At 64.6% G+C, this 17,241-nt stretch carries 19 protein-coding genes, 1 tRNA gene and 1 pseudogene; 8 read left to right on the top strand and 13 right to left on the bottom strand.

The features are described from left to right. Positions 1–50 precede the first annotated feature (50 nt). Entirely contained in the window at positions 51–1,355 is a 1,305-nt protein-coding gene (locus tag SynWH8101_RS11835; RefSeq protein ID WP_130129926.1) for an NHLP bacteriocin system secretion protein, read from the bottom strand. Positions 1,356–1,483: 128 nt separating this feature from the next. On the opposite strand from SynWH8101_RS11835, the gene SynWH8101_RS11830 reads away from it, so the two are divergent. Together SynWH8101_RS11830 and SynWH8101_RS11825 are read left to right on the top strand one after the other, a co-directional pair. Further along, a complete protein-coding gene (locus tag SynWH8101_RS11830; RefSeq protein ID WP_130130517.1) occupies positions 1,484–1,855 on the top strand; it encodes a VOC family protein in 372 nt (123 codons plus the stop codon). Further along, a complete protein-coding gene (locus SynWH8101_RS11825) occupies positions 1,852–4,248 on the top strand; it encodes an endonuclease MutS2 (protein ID WP_174719520.1) in 2,397 nt (798 codons plus the stop codon). The genes SynWH8101_RS11830 and SynWH8101_RS11825 overlap by 4 nt, the downstream gene beginning before the upstream one ends. Before the next feature lie 17 nt (positions 4,249–4,265). Here the strand turns inward: SynWH8101_RS11825 and SynWH8101_RS11820 are convergent, their stop codons facing one another. Beyond that, positions 4,266–5,492 carry an ABC transporter ATP-binding protein gene (locus SynWH8101_RS11820; protein ID WP_130129925.1) on the bottom strand — a complete coding sequence of 409 codons (1,227 nt, stop codon included), beginning with the start codon at positions 5,490–5,492 and terminating at the stop codon, positions 4,266–4,268. Positions 5,493–5,552: 60 nt separating this feature from the next. On the opposite strand from SynWH8101_RS11820, the gene obgE reads away from it, so the two are divergent. Next, entirely contained in the window at positions 5,553–6,542 is a 990-nt protein-coding gene (gene obgE, locus SynWH8101_RS11815) for a GTPase ObgE (RefSeq protein WP_130129924.1), read from the top strand. Between the two features lie 93 nt (positions 6,543–6,635). Beyond that, positions 6,636–6,818 carry a hypothetical protein gene (locus SynWH8101_RS11810; RefSeq protein WP_130129923.1) on the top strand — a complete coding sequence of 61 codons (183 nt, stop codon included), beginning with the start codon at positions 6,636–6,638 and terminating at the stop codon, positions 6,816–6,818. 110 nt (positions 6,819–6,928) lie between these two features. On the opposite strand, the gene SynWH8101_RS11805 is transcribed toward SynWH8101_RS11810, so the two are convergent. Further along, positions 6,929–7,147: a CP12 domain-containing protein gene (locus tag SynWH8101_RS11805; protein WP_130129922.1), complete on the bottom strand. Its 219-nt coding sequence runs from the start codon at positions 7,145–7,147 to the stop codon at positions 6,929–6,931. Positions 7,148–7,310: 163 nt separating this feature from the next. Between SynWH8101_RS11805 and SynWH8101_RS11800 the strand changes: the two genes are divergently transcribed. Further along, positions 7,311–7,796, top strand: coding sequence for a hypothetical protein (locus SynWH8101_RS11800; RefSeq protein WP_165380987.1), 486 nt, complete (start codon positions 7,311–7,313; stop codon positions 7,794–7,796). Here SynWH8101_RS11800 and SynWH8101_RS11795 read toward each other — a convergent pair. From SynWH8101_RS11795 to SynWH8101_RS11785, 3 genes are read right to left on the bottom strand one after another with little or no spacing between them, the layout of a single operon-like run. Further along, on the bottom strand, positions 7,777–9,687 hold the full coding sequence (locus tag SynWH8101_RS11795; protein ID WP_130129921.1) for an ABC-F family ATP-binding cassette domain-containing protein: 1,911 nt from the start codon (positions 9,685–9,687) through the stop codon (positions 7,777–7,779). The genes SynWH8101_RS11800 and SynWH8101_RS11795 overlap by 20 nt on opposite strands. Further along, a complete protein-coding gene (locus SynWH8101_RS11790; RefSeq protein WP_130129920.1) occupies positions 9,684–10,340 on the bottom strand; it encodes a DUF2301 domain-containing membrane protein in 657 nt (218 codons plus the stop codon). The genes SynWH8101_RS11795 and SynWH8101_RS11790 overlap by 4 nt, the downstream gene beginning before the upstream one ends. Then, positions 10,337–11,329, bottom strand: coding sequence for a glutathione S-transferase C-terminal domain-containing protein (locus SynWH8101_RS11785; RefSeq protein ID WP_130129919.1), 993 nt, complete (start codon positions 11,327–11,329; stop codon positions 10,337–10,339). The genes SynWH8101_RS11790 and SynWH8101_RS11785 overlap by 4 nt, the downstream gene beginning before the upstream one ends. On the opposite strand from SynWH8101_RS11785, the gene SynWH8101_RS11780 reads away from it, so the two are divergent. Then, positions 11,328–12,326 (top strand): aspartoacylase, encoded by a 999-nt coding sequence (locus tag SynWH8101_RS11780; protein ID WP_130129918.1) that lies wholly within the window; start codon positions 11,328–11,330, stop codon positions 12,324–12,326. The two genes, SynWH8101_RS11785 and SynWH8101_RS11780, sit on opposite strands and share 2 nt — an antisense overlap. Here the strand turns inward: SynWH8101_RS11780 and SynWH8101_RS11775 are convergent. From SynWH8101_RS11775 to SynWH8101_RS14210, 4 genes are all read right to left on the bottom strand, one after another. Beyond that, positions 12,305–12,676, bottom strand: a complete 372-nt coding sequence (locus tag SynWH8101_RS11775) for a hypothetical protein (protein WP_130129917.1) — start codon at positions 12,674–12,676, stop codon at positions 12,305–12,307. The two genes, SynWH8101_RS11780 and SynWH8101_RS11775, sit on opposite strands and share 22 nt — an antisense overlap. Positions 12,677–12,765: 89 nt before the next feature. Beyond that, positions 12,766–13,143, bottom strand: coding sequence for a hypothetical protein (locus tag SynWH8101_RS11770; RefSeq protein WP_130129916.1), 378 nt, complete (start codon positions 13,141–13,143; stop codon positions 12,766–12,768). A 105-nt stretch (positions 13,144–13,248) separates the two neighbouring features. Further along, positions 13,249–13,602 carry a hypothetical protein gene (locus tag SynWH8101_RS11765; protein ID WP_174719519.1) on the bottom strand — a complete coding sequence of 118 codons (354 nt, stop codon included), beginning with the start codon at positions 13,600–13,602 and terminating at the stop codon, positions 13,249–13,251. A 33-nt stretch (positions 13,603–13,635) separates the two neighbouring features. After that, complete coding sequence (locus tag SynWH8101_RS14210) at positions 13,636–13,776, bottom strand: hypothetical protein (RefSeq protein WP_165380986.1); 141 nt, start codon at positions 13,774–13,776, stop codon at positions 13,636–13,638. 163 nt (positions 13,777–13,939) lie between these two features. Between SynWH8101_RS14210 and psbA the strand changes: the two genes are divergently transcribed. Then, on the top strand, positions 13,940–15,019 hold the full coding sequence (psbA, locus tag SynWH8101_RS11760) for a photosystem II q(b) protein (protein ID WP_007100687.1): 1,080 nt from the start codon (positions 13,940–13,942) through the stop codon (positions 15,017–15,019). A 99-nt stretch (positions 15,020–15,118) separates the two neighbouring features. On the opposite strand, the gene SynWH8101_RS11755 is transcribed toward psbA, so the two are convergent. Both SynWH8101_RS11755 and SynWH8101_RS11750 read right to left on the bottom strand, forming a co-directional pair. Further along, positions 15,119–16,234, bottom strand: coding sequence for a DUF389 domain-containing protein (locus SynWH8101_RS11755; RefSeq protein WP_130129915.1), 1,116 nt, complete (start codon positions 16,232–16,234; stop codon positions 15,119–15,121). A 47-nt stretch (positions 16,235–16,281) separates the two neighbouring features. Further along, a tRNA-Thr gene (locus SynWH8101_RS11750) sits at positions 16,282–16,354 on the bottom strand. A 29-nt stretch (positions 16,355–16,383) separates the two neighbouring features. Here SynWH8101_RS11750 and SynWH8101_RS14205 point away from each other — a divergent pair. Beyond that, on the top strand, positions 16,384–16,653 hold the full coding sequence (locus SynWH8101_RS14205; protein ID WP_370587031.1) for a DUF3493 domain-containing protein: 270 nt from the start codon (positions 16,384–16,386) through the stop codon (positions 16,651–16,653). 30 nt (positions 16,654–16,683) lie between these two features. Here the strand turns inward: SynWH8101_RS14205 and SynWH8101_RS11745 are convergent. Beyond that, positions 16,684–17,241, bottom strand: a pseudogene (locus tag SynWH8101_RS11745) (low-complexity tail membrane protein); the annotation flags it as partial.

The following is a 17,241-nucleotide window of genomic DNA, read 5'->3' as shown; positions in this document are numbered from 1 at the left end:
CAAGACCAGGAGCAACAGCAGCTCCAGGGCCAGAAAAGGCCATTCCCGTTTCATGGCAGGGTCTCCTTCTGGCGGCGATCCGGTTGATCCTGCTGCTGATCCAGGCCGGGGGTGCGATAGGTGCCGGTGAGATCCCGCAGGATCGGCAGCACATAACTCACGGGTGTGCGCCATTCCACGTAGGAATGGGCCTGCAGGGTGAGACCTTCCCGGATCGGGAAGACGCTGCTGCCGCGGGAGAGGGTCCAGCGATAGCCATCAAAGCTGGTGTCGCTGGTGCCCAGATCGATTTCGGTGCGGATCACCGGGCCCTTCGACACCAGGGATTCGGCCAATGGCGGATTGCCGATCGTGGTGTTGATGTCTTCCGGGGTGGCCGGCAGCAGGCTCACCTTGGCCACACGACCGCGGATGCCGCCGAAGCGTCCGCGCTGTTGCCAGTCGGGCACCACTTCCACCCCCAGGCCGGGCTGCAGTCGCCGAGCGTCGGCGGGATGGAAGTAGGCCACAGCCCGCAGGTTTTGGGGGCTGCGCTTTGTCAGCGAAGCATTGCTGATCGTGCCGAGGCGCTGGCCGGGCTTCACGGTCTGCCCCTGGATCACCTGGAGGTCGATCACGGTGCCATCCCGTTTGGCGATCAGCTCACCCTGATACCGCAGTGTGGCTTTGGTGACGTCGATTTCCCGGCGCAGATTGTCGATACGGAAGCGCCGCTGCTGTTGCTCGGTGTCGATGGCCAGCTGCACCTTGCTGAAGGCATTGATCACCTCCTTGCGCTCAATCGCCAGGTTGTCGAGTTCGACCTTGAGCTGGGTGTTGCGATCGGAGGTGGCGACCACGTCTTTAGCCAGGGGCGCCACCACGTCTTGGCCGGCCAGATGGGCGAAGTCGGCGGCTTTCTGGGCGTAGGTGGCCTGCAGCTCCTCCAGTTGACTCTGTTCGCGCTGCAGCTTGCTCAGAGCGGTGTCGCGCACGGCTCGAGCATCCTTCAGGCGCTGGGCATCCTGACGGTTGAGATCGGCGTTGATCTGGATCAGCTCCCGCAAATCCCGTGTCTGGCGCTGCAGCTGCGTTTCCAGTGCTGGTTGATCCAGCACCATCAACACCTCACCCTCGCGAACCGTATCGCCCACAGACACGTTCAGCTGGCGGATCTGTCCCTCCGCCCGGCTGTCGATCAGGGTGGAAGCGCCGGGCACGATCATCACCCCCCGCCCGGTGACCTCGGTGGGAACAGGCCAGAACAGGACCCAGAGACCGGTGAGACTCCAAAGGGCGATGAGGCTGAGGCGCACCTGCCCGTTCGGCTCCTGCGACTGCTCGACCAGCCACCGCTTCAGGCTGTGGGAGGTCACCAGGGTCGTTCGGCTGGCGCCATCTTCCCGCAAAACTTTCTGTCGTGCAGGGCGGTGCCCCCGGAATGCGACGGCCAGACCCGAGAATGGATTGGCGATCGTTCAGCGAGCCGATGGCTGAGAGTCCAATGGAGGCGACCCATCGCCTCGGGCACGTGGCGCTACGGGTCGAGGACATGGCTCGGGCCAAGACCTTTTATCAGCAGCTCGGCTTGACGCTGAGTTGGGATGCGCCCGATTGGTGTTATCTCCAGTGGCCGGATGGATCGGCTGGCATCGCCTTGCTCAGTCCTGATTACAAGGCGGCCGGTCCTCATTTCGCCTTCCACTTTCGCGATCGGGCGGAGGTGGATGTGGTGCACGACCAGCTCCAGGCTGCTGGCGTCTCGGTTGGTGCCGTGCATGATCACCGTGATGGCACGGCTTCCTTTTATCTGCAGGATCCCGAGGGGAACTGGCTGGAAATGCTGTATGAACCGCCGGGGGGCATCGGCCATTGAGCGGGTCTGAACGCCACGTTGATGTGTGGCACGACACCCTGGAGTTGCTCGAGTGGCCCCGCCTCTGTCAGCACCTCGCCCAGTTCGCCAGCACGGCGGCCGGGCAACGGCGTTGCCTGGATGAGCCCCTGCCCTCCGATCTGAGGGAGAGCCAGGAGCGCCTGGCGCGCAGCATCGAGCTGGCAGGTCTGGATGGACTCCTGGACGGGGGGCTCAGTTTTCAGGGGGTGCATGATCTTGAGCCAGTGCTGCAGCGTTGTTGCAAGGGGGGCACCGCGGATGGTGAGGCGCTCCTGGCGGTTGCCGACACCCTGGCGGCGGCCAGGCGCCTGCGTCGACAGATCGATGACCCGGAGCTGCGCCCCCGCTGCACCGAGCTGCTGAAGGATGTGGCCACCCTTCCCGATTTGGAGCAGCGTCTGAAGTTCTCCCTTGAAGAGGGGGGGCGAGTGGCCGATCGGGCCAGTGCGGTGTTGGCGGGTCTGCGGGGCCAGTGGCAGACCGTGCGCCAGCAGCGTCGCGATCGGCTGCAGGAGGTGATTCGATGCTGGGCATCCCAGCTCCAGGACACGGTGATCGCCGAGCGGCATGGTCGACCGGTGCTGGCGGTGAAGGCGGGGGCTGTGGCCCATTGCCCCGGCATGGTGCATGACAGCTCCGCCTCCGGTAACACGGTGTTTGTGGAACCCCGCCAGGTGGTGGATCTCGGCAATCGCCTCGCCGATCTGGAGGGACGGATTCGGGAGGAGGAGCAGAGGGTGCTCGCCGAGCTCAGTGCCGCTGTTGCGGTGGAGGGGGAGGCGCTGACACGCCTCGGCGGGGTGTTGCTGGTGCTGGATCTGAGCCTGACGCGGGCTCGCTATGGCCAGTGGCTCGGCGCCGTGCCGCCGCAGCTGGAGGCCGACCCGGAGGCGCCCCTGGTGCTCCACGACTTGCGCCATCCCCTGCTGGTGTGGCAGGAGCGCCGCGCGGGGGGTGGTGCCGTGGTGCCGATCAGTGTGGAGGTGTCGAGCCACCTGCGGGTGGTGGCGATCACAGGCCCCAACACCGGCGGCAAGACCGTCACCCTGAAAAGCATTGGCCTGGCGGCTCTGATGGCCCGAGCCGGCCTTTGGCTGCCCTGTTCCGGTCGCCCCTCGTTGCCCTGGTGTGCCCAGGTGTTGGCCGACATCGGTGATGAGCAGTCGCTGCAGCAGAGCTTGTCCACGTTCAGCGGCCACGTGAAGCGGATTGGGCGGATCCTCGAGGCGCTCCATAGCGGTGCTGCTCCGGCGCTTGTGCTGCTCGATGAGGTGGGGGCCGGCACCGATCCCAGCGAAGGCACCGCCTTGGCGACCGCGTTGCTGCGCAGCCTCGCCGATCGGGCCCGTCTCACGATCGCCACCACCCACTTCGGCGAACTGAAGGCACTCAAATACAGCGATCCCCGCTTCGAGAACGCTTCGGTCGCCTTCGACAGCGACACGCTCTCACCCACGTATCGCCTCCTCTGGGGCATTCCCGGTCGCAGCAATGCCCTGGCGATCGCCACGCGCCTGGGGCTGGATGCTGATGTGATCGCCCAGGCGCGGGAGCTTCTGGCCCCCCGTGCCGAGGGGGATGTGAATGCTGTGATCCGTGGGCTGGAGGATCAGCGTCAGCGCCAGCAGGCGGCGGCGGAGGACGCGGCAGCCCTGTTGGCCCGAACGGAATTGCTGCACGAAGAACTGCTGGCGCGCTGGGAACGGCAGCGGCAGGAGTCTTCTCAGCGCCAGGAGCAGGGCCGGCAGCGTCTGGAGACCTCGATTCGTGATGGTCAGAAGGAGGTGCGGCGCCTGATCCGGCGGCTGCGCGACGGCAAGGCGGATGGTGAAACGGCGCGGCAGGCGGGTCAACGCCTACGGCGTCTGGAGGCCGACCACAAACCTCGCCCAGAGCGGCGTGAGCATCGCGACTGGCGCCCCGAGGTGGGGGAGAGGATCCGCTTGCTGGCCCTGGGCAAAGCGGCCGAAGTGCTCGCCATTTCCGACGATGGTTGTCAGCTCAGCGTCCGCTGTGGTGTCCTGCGCAGCACAGTGGATCTGGCGGCGGTGGAAAGCCTGGATGGCCGGCGCCCCACGCCGCCGCAGCCAGTGGTGAAGGTCAAGGCTCGTGCCGGGGGGTCTGGTGCCCAGGTACGCACCTCCCGCAACACCGTGGATGTGCGCGGCATGCGTGTGCATGAAGCCGAGTCGGCGGTGGAGGAGGTGTTGCGCAGTGCCTCCGGGCCGGTCTGGGTGATTCATGGCGTTGGTAGTGGCCGCCTGAAGCGTGGTCTGCGCGCCTGGCTGGGCACGGTGCCCTATGTGGAGAGGGTGTGTGATGCCGAGCAGGCAGACGGCGGTGCCGGATGCAGTGTGGTCTGGCCTCGCTGAGGCCTCACAGTTGGCGCCTACAGCTCCGGCAAGGTCGGTTCACGGGGGGCCGTTGGGGCGGTCTCGGGCACCGGGATCGCTTCACCATTCCGATCGAAAAGGCGCCAGCCGTTCGGGTCGGGTTCGAGGTGGACCCGGCTGCCGCTGCGCACCGTCAGATCCGGATCGGCCCGCACCTGCACGAGATGCTGGCCATCGAGCAGGCGGCAGGTGAGCAGTTGTTCGTTGCCCAGCACTTCGCTATGGCTCACCTCCGCTGGCAGATTCCGATTGGTGGCCGGGGCCAGCCGCAGCTGCTCTGGACGAATGCCAGCGGAGAGCTGCTGTCCTTCCAGAGCGGGCAGGGCGTCACTGAGGGGGCCTTCGAGGCTGAGGCGACGCTCTCCCAGGAGCAAGGTGCCTGAAGCCACGAGGATCGGCAGCACGTTCATGGGCGGGCTGCCGATGAACTGGGCCACGAACAGATTGGATGGCCAGCGATAGAGCTCCATCGGGGTGCCCAGCTGCTGCAGGCGCCCCTGGTTCAGCACCGCAATCCGGTGGCCCATCGTCATCGCTTCCACCTGATCGTGGGTGACGTAAAGCGTGGTGGTGCCCAGTTGCCGCTGCAGATCCACGATCTGGGTGCGGGTGCTGGCTCGCAGCTTGGCATCGAGGTTGCTGAGGGGCTCATCCATCAGAAACACGGCCGGTTGGCGGGCCATCGCCCGTCCGAGCGCCACCCGTTGTTTCTGCCCGCCGGAGAGTTCCTTGGGGCGGCGATCGAGCAGAGGCTCCAGCTCCAGGGCCCGGGCCACGTCCCTGGTGCGTGCCTCGATGCGGTGTTCGCGTGGCGACGTCAGCCGCAGCGGGCTGGGCAGGTGACGGGTGCTGCGATGCCCCTGATCCTGCAGTTGCTGCCAGAACGTGCGGGGGTGGCTGCGCCGCAGGCCGAAGCCGATGTTGTCGCGCACGCTGAGATGGGGATAGAGCGCATAGCTCTGAAACACCATGGCTACATCGCGCTGCGCCGGTCTGAGCAGGCTCACCGGTCTATCTCCCACAAGGATTTCGCCGGAGCTGGGCGTGTCGAGTCCGGCCAGCAGCCTGAGCAGGGTGCTCTTGCCACAGCCAGACGGGCCCACGAGAACCAGAAACTCACCGTCGTCGATGGTCAGATCCAGACTGCGGATCACCGGAACCGGCTCTCCGCCGGCGCGCGCCGGGTAGGTCTTGCTGAGCGCCTCGAAGCGAACCCCGGCCACTGCTCTTGTCCCGTTCGCCGCGATCCTAGGGTTGATGGTTGGCCACGCCCGAGGCTCCCTGTGCAGTTCATCGATCAGGCGCGCATCACAGTTCGCGCGGGCCGCGGCGGCGATGGGATCGTGGCGTTCCGGCGGGAGAAATATGTGCCGGCCGGAGGACCCTCAGGGGGAGATGGTGGACATGGCGGCAACGTCATTTTCGAGGCTGACGCCAACCTGCAGACTCTGCTCGATTTCAAATACAAGCGCCTCTTTCCCGCAGCGGATGGACGTCGCGGCGGTCCGAATCGCTGCACTGGTGCCTCCGGCATGGATCTGGTGATCCGGGTGCCCTGCGGCACGGAGGTGCGCCACCTCACGACGGGCATCCTGCTCGGGGATCTCACGGATCCGGGTGAGCAGCTGGTGGTGGCCTTCGGTGGCCGTGGCGGCCTCGGCAATGCCCATTACCTGAGCAATCGCAACCGCGCTCCGGAGAAATGCACGGAGGGACGCGATGGGGAGGAGTGGCCGCTGCAGCTCGAGCTCAAGCTGTTGGCCGAGGTGGGGATTATTGGCTTGCCGAATGCCGGCAAGAGCACCCTCATCAGTGTGTTGTCGGCCGCCAGGCCCAAGATCGCTGATTACCCCTTCACCACCCTGGTGCCCAACCTCGGCGTCGTGCGCCGTCCCACCGGCGATGGCACCGTGTTTGCCGATATTCCAGGCCTGATCGCCGGTGCGGCCCAGGGGGCGGGGCTCGGGCACGATTTTCTTCGGCACATCGAGCGCACGCGATTGCTCATTCATCTGGTGGATGGTGGCTCTGAGGATCCCGTCAGTGATCTGCGGGTGGTGGAGAAGGAGCTGGCGGCCTACGGCCATGGCCTGGTGGAGCGGCCTCGACTGCTGGTGCTCAACAAGCTGGAGTTGCTCGATGAGGCCGGTCGCGACGAGCAGATGATGCGTTTGGAGCAGGCCAGCGGTCGGCCGGTGCTGCTGATTTCCGCAGCCATGGGCCAGGGGCTGGATCGTTTGCTGGATCGGGTCTGGCAGGAGCTCGGGGTCTGAGTCGGCAGTCTCCCTCGTCGGTGTTCCGGCTCACATCGCCGCTTGTGGGTCATCGCTTTCAGGGCGATAACGGGAGCAGTGAGTCCTGAACGGATGACTTTCTTCACCTGTTTTGATGCCCAGGGTGCGGTGATCGCCCGCTGTCAGACCGAAGAGCAGGTCGACGAGCTGCGCCGCATGGGGCGCCCGATCGCCGAGGTGCGTGCCATGAAAGATGAGGAGGCGGTGGTGTGTTCCCTCACCGGCAGCCCATCTGAATTTGACGAGGAGCTCTGAGTTCCGCCAGATCCCACGCCGTGAGCGTCGGACCAAAACAAAAGCCTGCAGGCATGACCTGCAGGCTCTGGGTTCAGCGTGCGCAACGCTGGTGCTGGGAGGGAGTCGACTCAGTCGTCGTAGACGCGGCACTCGGGAGCATCTGGATTGGCGTCGCAATACATCTCCAACGACGTGGGGTCGTGATTGTCGCCGGGATGGTGCTCTTTGTACTCCTCGAGCGACTGAATTTCTTCGGTGAGATGACGGACCTTGGCTTCATTGCCCTCAGCACGGGCAGCCTCGATTTCCGACTGATCCTTCTGGATGTGCTCGTCGATTGATTTCATGAAATCCGCGGTCGTGAGCGCCGCACGCAGGCAACGCGCACACCTTACGGCTGATCGGCCTTGAAGCACTGAAGGTGAGGTGCCACTGCCTTTCCGTAACAGCCCACTTGTCAGGATTCGCCCATGGGCGCTACCAGAACTGTATGGAGTGGAGGCGCAGGGCATGGTTCGGATCAGGCAGCGGCAGGGCCGTCATTTCATGGACGAGGAGGGGCGGATGTTCTGGATCAACGGGCCCGAATGCTTCTGTTATCTCTCCGAGCAACGGCAGTGGCGCTCGGGGCTGTCGTTTCACGACATCCTGGAGTGGAAGCAATGCGCACCCTCCGGTCTGGTCAGTCAGCGGTTCGACTCGATCATTCAGGCCTGCGAAGCGTTTGAGCACAACCAGGTGCTCTGGTCCCACGACCTCTATCTGCGTCGGATGGGCGATCAGATGGCTCTGCATCGCTCCGCTGATGATTACCGCCCCACGGCGATGAAGCTGGCGGAAGCCGCCGGTGGCCGTGTGCGCCCCGCGCCCTGGCAAGGCCGATCTTCACCGGTGCTCAGCTGTGAATGGCCCAACCCAGCCCGTCTCCAGGAGCTCCCGCATCCTCGCCGCCGCCGCCGCGGTGTCAGCACCGAGATCAGGGAGCCAGTTCGCTGAGCTCCAGCCAGCGTTCTTCGGTTTGCTCCAGCTGCTGGTGCACGGCGGCGAGTTCTTCGCTCAGTCGGGTGAGGTCGTCGCTTCGTGCAGTGCTGAGTGCCGATTCCAGTGCGGCCTTGCGTTGCTCCAGCTCAGGCAGCTCCCGGTCGAGGGCTTCCAGTTCGCGCGATTCCTTGAAACTGCGCCGCCGTGGCTTCTGGTCTGCCTTCGCTGAGGATGCTTGCGCCTCGGGGCGGCGGCTGGGGCTGGGTCGCTCTTGACTGGCCAGCCGTTCCTGCTCCCGCTGCTGGTCCAGGAAGGCGCTGTAGTTGCCGTCAAAGCGCTCCAGACGACCCTGCTCGAAGCAGAACAGGCGGTCGACCGTGCGGTCGAGGAAATAGCGATCGTGAGAGACCACCACCACACAGCCGCGGAAATCTTCCAGCAGATCCTCGAGCACGCTCAGGGTCTGCACGTCGAGATCATTGGTGGGCTCGTCGAGCAACAGCACATTCGGCGCCTGGATCAGCAAGCGGCAGAGGGTCAGCCGCCGCCGCTCCCCTCCCGAGAGCTTGCTGAGGGGGCTGTGCTGTTGGGCTGGTGGAAACAGAAAACGCTCGAGCAGCTGGGAAGCGCTGAGCTGCTCGCTGCCCAGATCGATGCGGCTGGCCGCTTCCTCCACGAAGTCGATCACCTTGCGCTCCAGGCCCTTGCCGCTGCTGAGGGCCTCGGTGTGCTGATCGAGATAGCCAAGGTGCACGGTGTCGCCCAGGCGTAACTGGCCGGAGCTGGGTTGTCGTCGTCCAGCGATCAGATCGAGCAGGGTCGATTTGCCGCTGCCATTCGGACCGATGATGCCGACCCGATCCTCCGGGCTGAAGCTGTAGCTGAAGTCCTCCAGCAGCACGGTGCCATCCGGTGTCCCATCGGCGGTGACTCGAATCTGCTCCGCTTCGATGGCGATCTTGCCGATGCGCCGGCTCACGCTTGTCATCTCCAGCTGCTTGCGGGCCTGGCGGGTTGGCGCTTCCCGCATCGCTTCGATCCGCTGCAACCGCGCTTTCTGTTTGGTGCTTCGCGCCTTCGGGCCCTGGCGCAACCAGGCCAGCTCGCGGCGCAGCACGCTTTTGAAGCTGGCCGCAGAGGCCGCATCCGCCGCGTCCTGCTCCGCTTTGCGTTGCAGGTAGGTGCTGTAGTTGCCGGCGTAGCTGCGGGCCTCACCCCGTTCCACTTCCACCATCCGGTTGGTGACTCGATCGAGCACGTAGCGGTCGTGGGTGACCAGCACCACGGCGCCCGGATAGCGATCAAGCCACGACTGCAGCCATTCCACTGCAGCCGCATCGAGGTGGTTGGTGGGTTCATCCAGCAGCAGCACGTCTGGGCAGGCCACCAGGGCTGACGCCAGGCTGACCCGTTTGCGATACCCCCCCGAGAGGGCTTCCACCGGCCGTTGCAGATCGCTGATCCCCAGGCGCTGCAGCACTTCCTGGCATTGCTGCTCCAGGCCCCAGGCCTCCGCCTCATCCATGCGCTCACTCAGCTGGCCCAACGCCGACAACAGGGCTCCGTCGTGGGGGTTGGCCGCCACCGCTTCACTGAGGGCGTTGAAGCGCAGCAACAGATCACGCTTTTCACCGCAGCCGGCGAGCACCTGCTCGAGCACGGTCAGCCCCGGTTGCACGGCACTCTCCTGCCCCACCAGTTCGATCCGCAGGCGCGGCGAGCAGCGGCGTTCCCCGGACCCCAGGGGCTCCACCCCCGCCAGCACTTTGAGCAGGGTGGACTTTCCAGCCCCGTTCGGGCCGATCAGCCCCAGCCGGTCCCGGTCGCCGACATGCAGGGTGAGATCGGCAAAGAGCGTGCGAATGCCGAAATCCTTCGCCGCCCCCACCAGGCTGATCAGACTCACGCGCTCCCGGCCATCCGCTGTGCTTCCAGATAAGCAAACACGCTCTTATCGCCCACATCCGCAGCAGCCGGCCCCCCGAATTTGCGCAGGGCCAGCACCAGTTGCAGCACGGCCGCCAGCGCCAGTAGACCGCCGCTCATCGCCGCACCCATCAGGCCGCTCAGATACCCCAGGAGGGCCATGGGTAACAGCAGGGTGAGGCCGATCGCTTCAGGGCGGCGGAAGCAGAAGAACTCTTTGAAGCCCACGCCGGCCAGGGCGGCGAAGAAGGGGCCGATCGCCCAGATCCACACCGGTTCGGCCCTGACGCTGGCGAGCATCGGTTCCGAGCCGCTCTGCAGTGCCAGCCAGCTCAGGCCGACGCAGCCGATCCCCCAGAGACCCTGCAGCGCGCGGTGCAACGGACGCAGGTAGATGTGAATCCAGTGCAGGGCCAGGCCGAGACCCATGGCCATCGGCAGAAGCCAGAGCCCCACATGGGCTGGCCCCCAGGCCATCCATTGCCCCATGCCACCGACAAAGGCAATCCCGGATAGCAGCAGCGATTGCCTGTAACGCTGAACCTCTCGGGCATCCTCAGCGGTGATGCGGTAACGGCCGTAGACACCCTCGAACACGTCGTGTTCAGGGGCACTGGTGGATGGCTCACTCATTCTGAGTCAGGCGGAACGGCCTTCACCAGTTTGCTCAGTTCGAGGCCCGCGGGAATGATGCCGCTGGGATGGAGCGGAAACAGGGCGCCGAAGTAATCGTGACGCCAGACGCTGGCATCGCAGGTGTCGGCCACCCCTGGTAGTGCATAGAAGCGCTGTCGCCAGCGCCAGAGTGCCGGCAGGGTCCAGAGGGGTTGGGCGGTGCAGCCGAACAGGGGGGCATAGACCGCTTCCCAGCGGATCAGGGTGGGGAAAAGGCGCACATCCGCCAGGGTGAGTTGTTCACCGCAGAGCCAGGGACCAGCGCCACTCAGGGCCTGCTCCACCTCCTGCAGGGCTTCAAAGAGAGCGGCGCTGGCCTGGTCATAGGCCGCCTGGGTGCGCGCGAATCCGCAGCGGTAGACGCCGTCATTCACCAGTGGTTGCAAGAGCGTCTGCCAACGCTCAATCGCGGCACGCAGTGGTTCTGGTGCCAGGTCGGGAGCGTCGTGCGGGGCTGGCCATCGGTTCAGGGCCAGGCAGAGGCCAGCGCTGTCATTGCCAAGCAGCCGGGCCGGATGCTCGCTGTTGCGGCCCGGATCCACGAGGGCGGGCACGGTGGCCCGATGGCTGGGCGGGCAACCGCAGTGTTGATAGAGCTGCAACAGAGTGTCGCAGTGCAGCCAGCCTGGATCCAGGCGCCAGCGACCTTCGCGATGGTCGGCCCGTGCCATCAGCAGGGTGAGGGTGCTCTCAAGACGACGCAGGCGATGCACCAGCCAGGTGCGATGGGCCCAGGGGCAACTGCGTCCCACGATCAACCTGGGCAGGGCGGCCTCGCTGCGCCCGGCCAGGTCGGCTGAATCGGGAGCCTCCACCGCGCTGCGATCGCTGGCCGGTCTTCGGTAGTGGCCAGCGGCGTCAGCTGGGGCCAGGCCCTGCATCAGCCGCTTCCACTGCCAGTGCCAACCGGCGCGTGCCCCGGCCACGATTGCGGGCGGAATCGCCATGGTGCTTCCTTTTGACTGCATTTTCGGCGACGCTGGCCTTACCGGAGGAGGAGGGATGGTGGGGCCGCGGGTGTTGGTGGTGGCAGGGACCCATGGCAACGAGGTCAACGCCCCTTGGCTGCTGCAGCAGTGGGAGCGCTCTCCCGGCCTGCTGGAGCCACATGGCTTGGATGTGGTGCCCGTGATCGGCAATCCGGAGGCCCAGCGCCTGGGTCGCCGTTATGTCGACCGCGATCTGAACCGGAGCTTCCGCCCCGAATGGCTGGAGCCGAATGCGTCTGCGCCCCAGGACCAGGAAATCGACCGGGCCCGTGCGTTGCTGCATCGCTATGGCCCTGGAGGCTCTGAGGCCTGCGTTCTCGCCCTGGATCTGCACAGCACCACGGCGGCCATGGGCAGCTCGCTGGTGGTGTACGGCCGGCGTCTGCCGGATCTGGCTCTGGCCGCGGCTCTCCAGGCCAGGCTCGGCCTACCGATCTACCTGCACGAAGGGGATCCCGCTCAACAGGGTTTCCTGGTGGAGCGTTGGCCCTGCGGTCTGGTGATTGAAATCGGTCCTGTGCCGCAGATGGTGTTGTCGGCGCGCATCATTGAGCAGACCCAGCTTGTGCTTCAAGCCGCCCTCCACTTGATTGCTGCCGCCTGGAACGGGCGCATGCTCACCCCAGAGCGCTTGGTGGTGCACCGCCATCTCGGCAGTCTCGACCTGCCTCGTGATCCGCAGGGGCGCGCCAATGCCCTAATTCATCCTGAGCTACAGGGGCGCGATTGGTCGCCGTTGCGCCGCGGTGATCCTCTGTTTCTGACGGCCGCCGGCGACACGATCAGCTATTCGGGTCCAGAGGGCGTGGTGCCCTTGTTCATCAATGAGGCGGCCTATGCCGAAAAAGCCATTGCTCTTAGCGTCACCTCAAAAGAGGAATGGCCCCTGAGCCCGGAGGCGCCAGGGGCTTTGCAGGATCTGCTGATCTGCGCTCAGCGGGGGGAGCCGTTGTAGATGATCTGATTAACGCTGCGACCGTTTGGTGCAATCTGGATTTCGGTTTCGGTGGTGGGGTCACTGCCGTTTTCTGGCCAGCCAGGCTTGCCGCCGAGGAACTTGAACGTGAAGCCCTGGGCGGTGTTGCTGATCAGGCACTCACCGCCGCCATTGCTGGTGTTGAACATGCAGGGCTGGGGGCGGTAGACGGTGAGGCCACCGTTTTCACTGACGGCCGTGTTGCGGGCCAGGTTGAGCGCGCGCACCTGGGCAGCGGGCACGGGCGCCTGGGCCTGAACAGGGGCGGTGAGGCTGAGCAAGGATGCTCCACCGAGGGCGGCGGCGGCGGACAGGGACCGGAAATCCATCAGAAAGGCAGAAATCGCCTCCTATTGATTGGAGCAAGCAACGAAATTGTCAACTGAGTGTGATACTTGCGCAGCGCCCAGGCCATGGATCAGCGGATCGGACCGTTGTAGGGAACGGCCAGAATCTGATCGCCATTGGGCGAGACCAGCACCTCGGTTTCCAGGGATGGATCGGGCGGCGAACTCTGCTGCCAGCCCGGAGCACCACCTTGGAAGCGGAAGAGAAACCCTCGCTGGGTTTTGGAGAGCAGGCAGGCCGGTGCCCCGGTTTCATACATGCATTGATCGGCGCGATAGAGGGAGAGCCCACCGTTAAGGGCTTCGGCTCGCATGCGCGCCAGGTTCGCTGCCTTGGGCTGGGCGAGGGGCAGGGCGCCGTTGCTCTGGGCCCGGAGTGGCAATGGCACCAGCGTCATCAAGCCAAGAAGGCCGGCAGCACCGGTGCGGATCAGAGTCGGAGTTGTCATGGGTCCAACCTTGGCTGGTGGATCAGGCCAAGACCTGACGAGGTGATGACCGATCTGTGACGGCATGTGACGGTTCGCTGCCTCATGTGGCTGCGCTGCTCTCGATCAGCCACAGGCCCAGGTGGATTGCTCTTTAGTGCAGGGGAGGTCGCTGGTGCTGCCATCGGCCCAGTAGATGCGGAGCCGGTCATCGACAGTTCCGACCCTCAGGGTGAGGGATTTCACCGGTCCGGCCGGGGCTTTGTCGCTTGGATCCGTTGGGGGAGGGAGCTGTTGCCCCAGGCGACGCTCCATCTGTTCCATCCGAAGCTCCAGGCGGTTGATCGCCTCCGCCTGACTGGCCTGGCTGGGTGGCTTGCTGCCGCGGTCACAGGCGCTCAGTCCCAGCACAGTCACGGCGAGGCAGGTCACGCCAGCCAGGCGGGTGTGGGGACGATCCCCCGGGGCGCGTCGGGCCATGGATCGATCGAGAACAGGCCCCAGTCTGAGTGTTCAGATCTGGCTGGCCAGTCGTTCACTCCAATAGATCACAGCTCCCTGGGCTTCGAGTTCGTTCCGCCTGTGGCGTGCTTGCTCGATCGGCACGGTCTCTTCGAGACGTCGCCCGGCATGAAGCCAGCGAATCAGAACCACTTGAGTCTCCAGAGACTTGACATAAGAACCTTAAGCGATCCTGAAGCCCTTGCCCTGGTTCGTGAAGGCCCGCACACAGAGCGCAATCTTCCGTTACACTCATTGGTGGCAGGGCATCCCTGCCCTTCCGTAACCGCTCTTCGGAGCATCTTTTCCCGTTCTCATGACCACCACCATTCAGCAGCGCTCCGGCGCCAATGGCTGGCAGTCCTTCTGCGAGTGGGTCACCTCCACCAACAACCGCCTCTATGTGGGCTGGTTCGGCGTGCTGATGATCCCCACCCTGCTGGCTGCCACCACCTGCTTCATCGTTGCGTTCATCGCAGCTCCCCCCGTCGACATCGACGGCATCCGTGAGCCCGTCGCCGGCTCCCTGATCTACGGCAACAACATCATCTCTGGTGCTGTTGTGCCTTCCTCCAACGCCATCGGCCTGCACTTCTATCCCATCTGGGAAGCTGCCTCCCTCGATGAGTGGCTCTACAACGGCGGTCCTTACCAGCTGGTTGTGTTCCACTTCCTGATCGGCATCTTCTGCTACATGGGCCGCGAGTGGGAACTCTCCTACCGCCTCGGCATGCGCCCCTGGATCTGTGTCGCTTACAGCGCTCCTGTGGCTGCTGCTTCTGCTGTGTTCCTGGTGTACCCCTTCGGTCAGGGTTCCTTCTCTGACGGCATGCCCCTCGGCATCTCCGGCACCTTCAACTTCATGCTGGTGTTCCAGGCTGAGCACAACATCCTGATGCACCCCTTCCACATGCTGGGTGTGGCTGGTGTGTTCGGTGGCTCCCTGTTCTCCGCCATGCACGGCTCCCTGGTGACCTCCTCCCTGGTGCGTGAGACCACTGAGAGCGAGTCCCAGAACTACGGCTACAAGTTCGGCCAAGAAGAAGAGACCTACAACATCGTGGCTGCTCACGGTTACTTCGGTCGCCTGATCTTCCAATACGCCTCCTTCAACAACAGCCGCAGCCTTCACTTCTTCCTGGCTGCCTGGCCTGTGGTCGGCATCTGGTTCACCGCCCTGGGCGTCAGCACCATGGCCTTCAACCTGAACGGTTTCAACTTCAACCAGTCCATCCTTGATGGTCAGGGCCGCGTCCTGAACACCTGGGCTGATGTGCTGAACCGCGCCAACCTCGGCATGGAAGTGATGCACGAGCGCAACGCTCACAACTTCCCCCTCGACCTGGCTGCTGCTGAGTCCACCCCCGTGGCTCTGCAGGCTCCCGCCATCGGCTGAGGCTGAAGTCTCTACCAAAAGATTCAGCGTCAGTTGAATCGGAAAGCCCTCACCACACGGTGGGGGCTTTTTGTTGCGTCCGGCCCTTTTGCTGGATCTTCAGTTGCCCTGCTGCTGCTCCGGCGGTGCAGCCGGCAGTGGTGGCGGAGAAAGCAACGGTGGGAAGGTTGGTGGGATGGATTGCAACACGCTGTCTTCAGCAACCGTGCTCGGATTGGGTGCTTCTTCAGGGCCCACCACATCCACCGCAGTACGTTGCACCACCAGTTGGAAGCGATAAAGCTGACGCCGGTTGATTTCCTCCTGAACAGCCGACACTTGTTTGAAGGTCGGCAGTGTCGGATCGGTGACGCGTACGAGTGCACGAATGACTGGCGGGTTTGGATCCCAATCGATCTCCAATTTCTCCAGCTCCACTTCCTTGCCCTCGCCGAAGGTCACGGTTTGGCGTTTGAGAAAGGTCTCGATCGTGAGCTGCACCGTTTCGCGGGTACTTTCCCGCCTGGCATTTCGTAGTAGCCCCAGGAAGCTCGTTCCCAGGGGAATCAAGAGCAAGCCTGTGAGGGCAAAGTTGGCCACGCTCAGGTGACTGCGACGCAGTTGTTGCCGCAGAAGTGGATCCTTCCAGGCCATCAAGACCATGCCACCGGTGAGCACACCCAGCAGGTTGGTCGCAAAGAGCAAACCAGCCCCGGTCGCCAGCGCCCAATGCTGATGCGCTAGGAGCAGGCCCATCACGCAGACCGGAGGCACAAGAGCCACCGCGATCGCCGTACCCGCCAGGGAGCTCACCGCATCCCTGCTGAGATTGGCGTAGGTGGCCAGCGCACCGGCCACCAAGGCAATCCCCAGATTGAGCAGGTTGGGCGATGTGCGAGCCATCACCTCACTGCCGAACTGGGGCAAACCGGCCACCGTGCCCAGAAGCGCAGCCAACACCAAAGTGGTGCCGACGCCCAGCAGGAGGGTCCGTAGCGCCCGGATCAGGAGCGGAACGTCGCCGAGAAGCACGGCAAAGGCGCCGGCTCGCAGGGGTTTGATCCATGGGGCCACGACCATGGCCCCGATCACTACATCGGCGCTGTTAGCCAGAAGGCCCAGCGTGGCAATCAGGCTGGCGCCGATGGAAAGAACGACAAAGGCCTCATTGAGGGCCGCATCGCGCTGATTCCCCCGGCTCAGGCGATCCAGTCGGGACGGTTCACTGCTGCGCATTCCACAAAGGGAAGGTCAGCAATCAGTCTGGGCTGGTGGTGGCGGGAAGCCGATGACGTGACTTGAACACGCGACCCACGCTTTACGAAAGCGTTGCTCTACCAGCTGAGCTACATCGGCACTTGGAGGAACTTAACATTCAGCATTGCGTGAGCAGTCCCTTGGGCGATCAGAAGGGCAAAGGCACACTGGATCCTGCGCTCCGGCAGCGCTTGCTCCAGGAATCACGCACTCCCTGGCGGGGGCTCCGTCGGCTCCTCTGGCTCGCCCTCTTCGGGTCCGCTGGTCTGGGGAGCGCTGTCATGGCCCTGCGCCTCAGCAGCGGCAACGACGTTCCGCTCGGAGATCTCGGCATCCAACTCGGAGCTCTTCTTCTCTTCGCTGGATTGCTCTGGTTCGACCGCTCCCGCATCGACTGAGTCCCACTCCAGCGCTGACAGCCGCAACACGCTCAGTCCGGGAGAGATCCTGGAGCGCATCAGTGCAGTGGTGTCGAGGGGTGTGCTCGAGCCGACGCTTTCGGCAGACCGACTGAGGAACCAGACGCTCTGGATCAGTTGATGCCAGTGCCACACGAGCAACGCCAGGAGCGGCAGGGCGACCAGCAGACAGGTGAGACGAGCACTGCCATGGAGTGGAGAGAGGGTCTCCACCAGCAGGGCATCTCGGTCGAGCCACCAGAACAGGGGCAACAGGGCCAGCACGCCGATCGCGCCGCCGATTCGAACCACGGCATGGTCTTGGAGACTGCTCAGTTGCCGTTGCTCCGGCGTTCGGCCTTCAAGCGGCACTCGCACCAGCAGCAGGGAGCCCCAGTCGGCGGGTTGGCGCCACAGCAGCAAGCCTGGTGCCAGGGCGGCCATGCCCCAGCAGAGCAAGCGCTCCAGAGCTGGAACGGGGCCAAGATCGGATCCGGCCAGAACCAGGCTCAGGAGGAGCAGCTCCAGAGGAATCGCACCAATGGCGAGAAGCTGAAGCCAGAGCAGGGGCTCGCGGCGTGGACTCAC

The sequence above is a fragment of the Synechococcus sp. WH 8101 genome, assembly GCF_004209775.1.
In the GTDB taxonomy this organism is placed as follows: domain Bacteria; phylum Cyanobacteriota; class Cyanobacteriia; order PCC-6307; family Cyanobiaceae; genus Synechococcus_C.
The sequence above is the reverse complement of the archived record's forward strand: the minus strand, read 5'-3'. Positions and strand labels throughout refer to the sequence as shown.